The following is a 5,643-nucleotide window of genomic DNA, read 5'->3' as shown; positions in this document are numbered from 1 at the left end:
GCCCCCCCGCGCGGCCCCCTGACTTACCCGCACATTGGCAATACCGGCACCACGCCGGAAGACGCCGAGTCCGATCGCGTCTGGTCCGCTGGCCTGGTCATCCGTGACCTGCCACTGGTTGCGAGCAACTGGCGCAACACGATGTCTCTGTCCGACTACCTGAAAGCCAACAATGTGGTGGCAATCGCCGGTATCGACACTCGCCGCCTGACACGCATCCTGCGTGAGAAAGGCGCGCAGAACGGCTGCATCATGGCCGGTGACAACATTTCCGAAGAAGCCGCCATCGCCGCCGCTCAGGGTTTCCCTGGCCTCAAAGGCATGGACCTGGCGAAAGTCGTCAGCACCAAAGAGAAGTACGAGTGGCGCTCGACTGTCTGGGATCTGAAAACCGACAGCCACGCGACTATCGACGCCTCCGAACTGCCGTACCACGTGGTGGCCTACGACTACGGCGTCAAGGTCAACATCCTGCGCATGCTGGTCGAGCGCGGTTGCCGCGTGACCGTGGTGCCTGCACAGACTCCAGCCGCAGAAGCGCTGGCACTGAAACCGGATGGCGTGTTCCTGTCCAACGGCCCGGGCGACCCTGAGCCATGCGACTACGCGATCCAGGCGATCAAGGACGTGCTGGAAACCGAGATTCCGGTGTTCGGCATCTGCCTCGGTCACCAACTGCTGGCTCTGGCCTCCGGCGCCAAGACCCTGAAAATGGGCCATGGCCACCACGGTGCCAACCACCCGGTCCAGGATCTGGACAGCGGTGTGGTGATGATCACCAGCCAGAACCACGGTTTTGCGGTAGACGAAGCGACCCTGCCAGGCAACGTTCGGGCGATCCACAAATCGCTGTTCGACGGCACCCTGCAAGGCATCGAGCGTACCGACAAGAGCGCCTTCAGCTTCCAGGGTCACCCTGAAGCCAGCCCTGGCCCGAACGACGTAGCGCCACTGTTTGATCGCTTCATCAACGAAATGGCCAAGCGACGCTAATCGCTCGCCCTGATGTAGCGAAGCCTGAGGGCGGTCCCGAAACCGGTGGCCCCCTCAAGGCTTCAGAGATTGAACAAGACGGCTTGCCGACTGACCTGCGGATTTGAGTGACAACCCATGCCAAAACGTACAGACATTAAAAGCATCCTGATTCTCGGCGCTGGCCCGATCGTGATCGGCCAGGCCTGCGAATTCGACTACTCCGGCGCCCAGGCCTGTAAAGCCCTGCGCGAGGAGGGTTACCGCGTCATCCTGGTGAACTCCAACCCGGCGACCATCATGACCGACCCGGCCATGGCCGACGCCACCTACATCGAACCGATCAAGTGGCAGACCGTTGCCAAGATCATCGAGAAAGAGCGTCCGGACGCGCTGCTGCCAACCATGGGCGGCCAAACCGCTCTGAACTGTGCCCTGGACCTGGAGCGCGAAGGCGTTCTGGAGAAGTTCGGCGTAGAAATGATCGGCGCCAACGCTGACACCATCGACAAGGCCGAAGACCGTTCGCGCTTCGACAAGGCGATGAAATCCATCGGTCTGGACTGCCCGCGTTCGGGTATTGCCCACAGCATGGAAGAGGCCAACGCGGTTCTCGAGCGTCTCGGCTTCCCGTGCATCATTCGTCCGTCCTTCACCATGGGCGGCACCGGTGGCGGTATCGCTTACAACCGTGAAGAGTTCGAAGAAATCTGCGCCCGCGGTCTGGACCTGTCGCCGACCAAAGAGCTGCTGATCGACGAATCGCTGATCGGCTGGAAAGAGTACGAAATGGAGGTTGTCCGCGATAAGAAGGACAACTGCATCATCGTCTGCTCCATCGAAAACTTCGACCCGATGGGCGTGCACACCGGTGACTCGATCACTGTTGCGCCAGCACAGACCCTGACCGACAAGGAATACCAGATCCTGCGTAACGCCTCCCTGGCGGTACTGCGCGAGATCGGCGTCGAGACTGGCGGTTCCAACGTCCAGTTCGGCATCTGCCCGAATACCGGCCGCATGGTTGTGATCGAGATGAACCCGCGGGTATCCCGTTCCTCGGCCCTGGCCTCGAAAGCCACCGGTTTCCCGATCGCCAAGGTCGCGGCAAAACTGGCTGTCGGTTACACCCTCGACGAGCTGTCGAACGACATCACCGGTGGCAAGACCCCGGCGTCCTTCGAGCCGTCCATCGACTACGTCGTCACCAAGCTGCCACGCTTCGCCTTCGAGAAATTCCCGAAAGCCGACGCACGCCTGACCACTCAAATGAAGTCGGTCGGTGAAGTCATGGCCATCGGCCGGACCTTCCAGGAATCCCTGCAGAAAGCCCTGCGCGGTCTGGAAGTGGGCGTTTGCGGCCTGGACGAGAAGCTCGACCTGAGCAACCCGGAAAGCATGAGCATCCTCAAGCGCGAACTGACCGTGCCGGGCGCCGAGCGTATCTGGTACGTCGCTGACGCGTTCCGCGCCGGCCTGTCGGTCGAAGATATTTTCGGCATGAACATGATCGATCCGTGGTTCCTGGTGCAGATCGAAGATCTGATTAAGGAAGAAGAGAAGGTCAAGACCCTGGGTCTGGCCAGCATCGACCACGACGTGATGTTCCGCCTCAAGCGCAAAGGTTTCTCCGACATGCGTCTGGCCAAGCTGCTGGGCGTGACCGAGAAGGCTCTGCGTCGTCACCGTCACAAGCTGGAAATCTTCCCGGTCTACAAGCGCGTTGACACCTGCGCGGCCGAGTTCGCCACCGACACCGCTTACCTCTACTCGACGTACGAGGAAGAGTGCGAAGCCGCGCCGTCGGGTCGCGACAAGATCATGATCCTCGGCGGCGGTCCAAACCGTATCGGCCAGGGCATCGAGTTCGACTATTGCTGCGTACACGCGGCACTGGCCCTGCGCGAAGACGGTTACGAGACCATCATGGTCAACTGCAACCCGGAAACCGTTTCCACCGACTACGACACTTCCGATCGCCTGTACTTCGAACCAGTGACCCTGGAAGACGTACTGGAAATCGTCCGCGTCGAGAAGCCGAAAGGCGTGATCGTCCAGTACGGCGGCCAGACTCCGTTGAAACTGGCGCGTGCCCTGGAAGAAGCTGGCGTGCCAATCATCGGCACCAGCCCTGACGCCATCGACCGTGCCGAAGACCGTGAGCGCTTCCAGCAAATGGTTGAGCGTCTGAACCTGCGTCAGCCGCCAAACGCTACCGTGCGCAGCGAAGACGAAGCGATTCGTGCCGCGGCCAAGATCGGTTACCCGCTGGTGGTTCGTCCGTCCTACGTACTGGGCGGCCGCGCGATGGAAATCGTCTACGAAGAAGAAGAACTCAAGCGCTACCTGCGTGATGCGGTGAAAGTGTCCAACGACAGCCCGGTGCTGCTCGATCACTTCCTCAACTGCGCCATCGAAATGGACGTGGATGCAGTCTGCGACGGCACCGACGTGGTGATCGGCGCGATCATGCAGCACATCGAGCAGGCCGGCGTTCATTCCGGTGACTCCGCGTGCTCCCTGCCGCCGTACTCGCTGCCTGCTCACATCCAGGACGAGATGCGCGAACAGGTCAAGAAAATGGCCCTGGAACTGGGCGTTGTCGGCCTGATGAACGTTCAGTTGGCGCTGCAAGGCGAAGACATCTACGTCATCGAAGTCAACCCGCGCGCTTCCCGTACCGTTCCGTTCGTGTCCAAGTGCATCGGTGTTTCCCTGGCAATGATCGCGGCTCGCGTGATGGCCGGTAAAACCCTGAAGGAAATCGGCTTCACCAAAGAAATCATTCCGAACTTCTACAGCGTGAAAGAGGCGGTGTTCCCATTCGCCAAATTCCCTGGCGTGGACCCGATCCTGGGCCCAGAGATGAAGTCCACCGGTGAAGTGATGGGCGTGGGCGATACCTTCGGCGAAGCCTTTGCCAAAGCCCAGATGGGCGCCAGCGAAGTGCTGCCGACTGGCGGCACCGCGTTCATCAGCGTGCGTGACGATGACAAGCCACTGGTTGCAGGCGTGGCCCGTGATCTGATCAACTTGGGCTTCGAAGTGGTCGCCACCGCCGGTACTGCCAGGCTGATCGAAGCCGCAGGCCTGAAAGTGCGCCGTGTGAACAAGGTGACCGAGGGGCGTCCGCACGTGGTCGACATGATCAAGAATGACGAAGTCACCCTGATCATCAACACCACCGAAGGTCGCCAGTCGATCGCCGATTCCTATTCCATTCGTCGTAATGCCTTGCAGCACAAGATCTACTGCACCACTACCATTGCTGCTGGCGAAGCTATCTGTGAAGCGCTGAAGTTCGGTCCCGAGAAGACCGTGCGCCGCTTGCAGGATCTACACGCAGGATTGAAGGCATGATCAAATACCCAATGACCGTCCAGGGCGCGAAAGCCCTGGAAGAAGAACACGCTCACCTGACCAAGGTCGTCCGTCCGAAGCTCAGCCAGGACATCGGCACGGCCCGCGAGTTGGGTGACTTGAAGGAAAACGCCGAATACCACGCTGCTCGCGAGCAGCAGGGGATGGTCGAGGCGCGGATTCGTGACATCGAAGGCCGGATTCAGAATCAGGTCATCATCGATGTCACGACCATTCCTCACACCGGCAAAGTGATTTTCGGCACCACCGTTGAAATCGCCAACGTCGAGACGGATGAGCGCGTCACTTACCACATCGTGGGTGAGGATGAGGCTGACTTCAAGCTCGGCAAGATTTCGGTGGGTTCGCCACTGGCCCGTGCCTTGATTGCCAAGGAAGAGGGTGATGTGGTCGCCGTGAAAACGCCGGGTGGCGTTATCGAGTATGAGATTGTCGAAGTTCGCCACCTCTGAAAGAAGGCGCCCGCTACGTGCGGGCGCCATGCTTTGGCAGCTGACCCAAATGTTGTGGGTTGGCGGCCTGTGGCTGTTGCACATCGGTCTGCTGCCGGTGCTGGGGCGAATAGGCCTGGCGCCGCTGCTGATCGACGAAATTGCAGGCATGCTGAATACGCTGATGGTGGGATTTGCCGCAGCGTGTGTGATTTTTCAGGTTTTGGTGCTGGTTCAGGCCGAGGGCCTTGCCAGTCTATGGCGCGATATTCGTGGGCAACTGCTGATGATGGCGCTGTATGGGGGCGCGATGTATTTCGCGGTCCACGTCGGCTGGCCGCAGGCGGCGCATTGGCAGCTGTTCAGCTATCTTGTTCTGGGATTTTCCGGGCTGGTGCTGGTGATGCAACCGGTGCCGGGATGGAGTGTGAGGGTGCGCGAAGCACACCCTTGACCCTTGTCATCACTTGAAGCGATGGACGTTCGACAGCTGCTTGTTGACGCTGAAGTTCTTGCGGTAAATCAGTGCCATCTTGCCGATGACCTGAACCAGATCGGCTTTGCCGGCCTTGCAGAGTTCTGCAATGGCTGCCAGGCGCGATTCGCGATCGAGGATGTTGAGCTTGATTTTGATCAGCTCGTGATCCGCCAAAGCGCGTTCAAGTTCGGCTAACACACCTTCAGTCAAACCGTTGTCAGCCACAATCAAAACTGGTTTCAGATGGTGGCCAATGGATTTGTACTGTTTCTTCTGCTCTTGAGTGAGCGGCATAATCTGACCCTTTAGTCTGGATTCTGTAAAATGGCGGCCATTTTACCCGAGGGTTCGTGGATCCGCCCAATTAATCACGACCCTTAT

General features: G+C 59.5%; 5 protein-coding genes. 4 read left to right on the top strand and 1 reads right to left on the bottom strand.

Annotated elements, in window-relative coordinates; genetic code table 11:
* The 4 genes from carA to ACIPLA_RS27325 form a co-directional block, all read left to right on the top strand.
* On the top strand, positions 1 to 993 hold a 993-nt coding region (gene carA, locus ACIPLA_RS27340), incomplete at its 5' end, for a glutamine-hydrolyzing carbamoyl-phosphate synthase small subunit (RefSeq protein WP_401177514.1).
* A 117-nt stretch (positions 994 to 1,110) separates the two neighbouring features.
* The gene (gene carB, locus ACIPLA_RS27335) at positions 1,111 to 4,332 is read left to right on the top strand and encodes a carbamoyl-phosphate synthase large subunit (RefSeq protein ID WP_123498879.1); all 3,222 of its coding nucleotides are present in this window, start codon (positions 1,111 to 1,113) and stop codon (positions 4,330 to 4,332) included.
* Positions 4,329 to 4,805: a transcription elongation factor GreA gene (gene greA, locus ACIPLA_RS27330; protein WP_007942892.1), complete on the top strand. Its 477-nt coding sequence runs from the start codon at positions 4,329 to 4,331 to the stop codon at positions 4,803 to 4,805. The genes carB and greA overlap by 4 nt, the downstream gene beginning before the upstream one ends.
* A gap of 28 nt (positions 4,806 to 4,833) precedes the next feature.
* Positions 4,834 to 5,238 (top strand): MFS transporter, encoded by a 405-nt coding sequence (locus ACIPLA_RS27325; RefSeq protein ID WP_123498883.1) that lies wholly within the window; start codon positions 4,834 to 4,836, stop codon positions 5,236 to 5,238.
* Positions 5,239 to 5,247: 9 nt separating this feature from the next.
* Here the strand turns inward: ACIPLA_RS27325 and ACIPLA_RS27320 are convergent, their stop codons facing one another.
* Positions 5,248 to 5,556, bottom strand: coding sequence for a YhbY family RNA-binding protein (locus tag ACIPLA_RS27320; RefSeq protein WP_007900503.1), 309 nt, complete (start codon positions 5,554 to 5,556; stop codon positions 5,248 to 5,250).
* Between the last annotated feature and the right edge of the window lie 87 nt (positions 5,557 to 5,643).

The sequence above is a fragment of the Pseudomonas sp. NPDC086112 genome (assembly GCF_044746425.1).
GTDB lineage: Bacteria > Pseudomonadota > Gammaproteobacteria > Pseudomonadales > Pseudomonadaceae > Aquipseudomonas.
Note: the sequence above shows the minus strand (reverse complement) of the source record. Positions and strands in the feature narration are given on the sequence as shown.

Bases quoted from the DNA above. Each gene is read 5' to 3' on its own strand.
- carB (WP_123498879.1), top strand. From the start codon at position 1,111: ATGCCAAAACGTACAGACATTAAAAGCATCCTGATTCTCGGCGCTGGC.
- greA (WP_007942892.1), top strand. From the start codon at position 4,329: ATGATCAAATACCCAATGACCGTCCAGGGCGCGAAAGCCCTGGAAGAA.
- ACIPLA_RS27325 (WP_123498883.1), top strand. From the start codon at position 4,834: ATGCTTTGGCAGCTGACCCAAATGTTGTGGGTTGGCGGCCTGTGGCTG.
- ACIPLA_RS27320 (WP_007900503.1), bottom strand. From the start codon at position 5,556: ATGCCGCTCACTCAAGAGCAGAAGAAACAGTACAAATCCATTGGCCAC.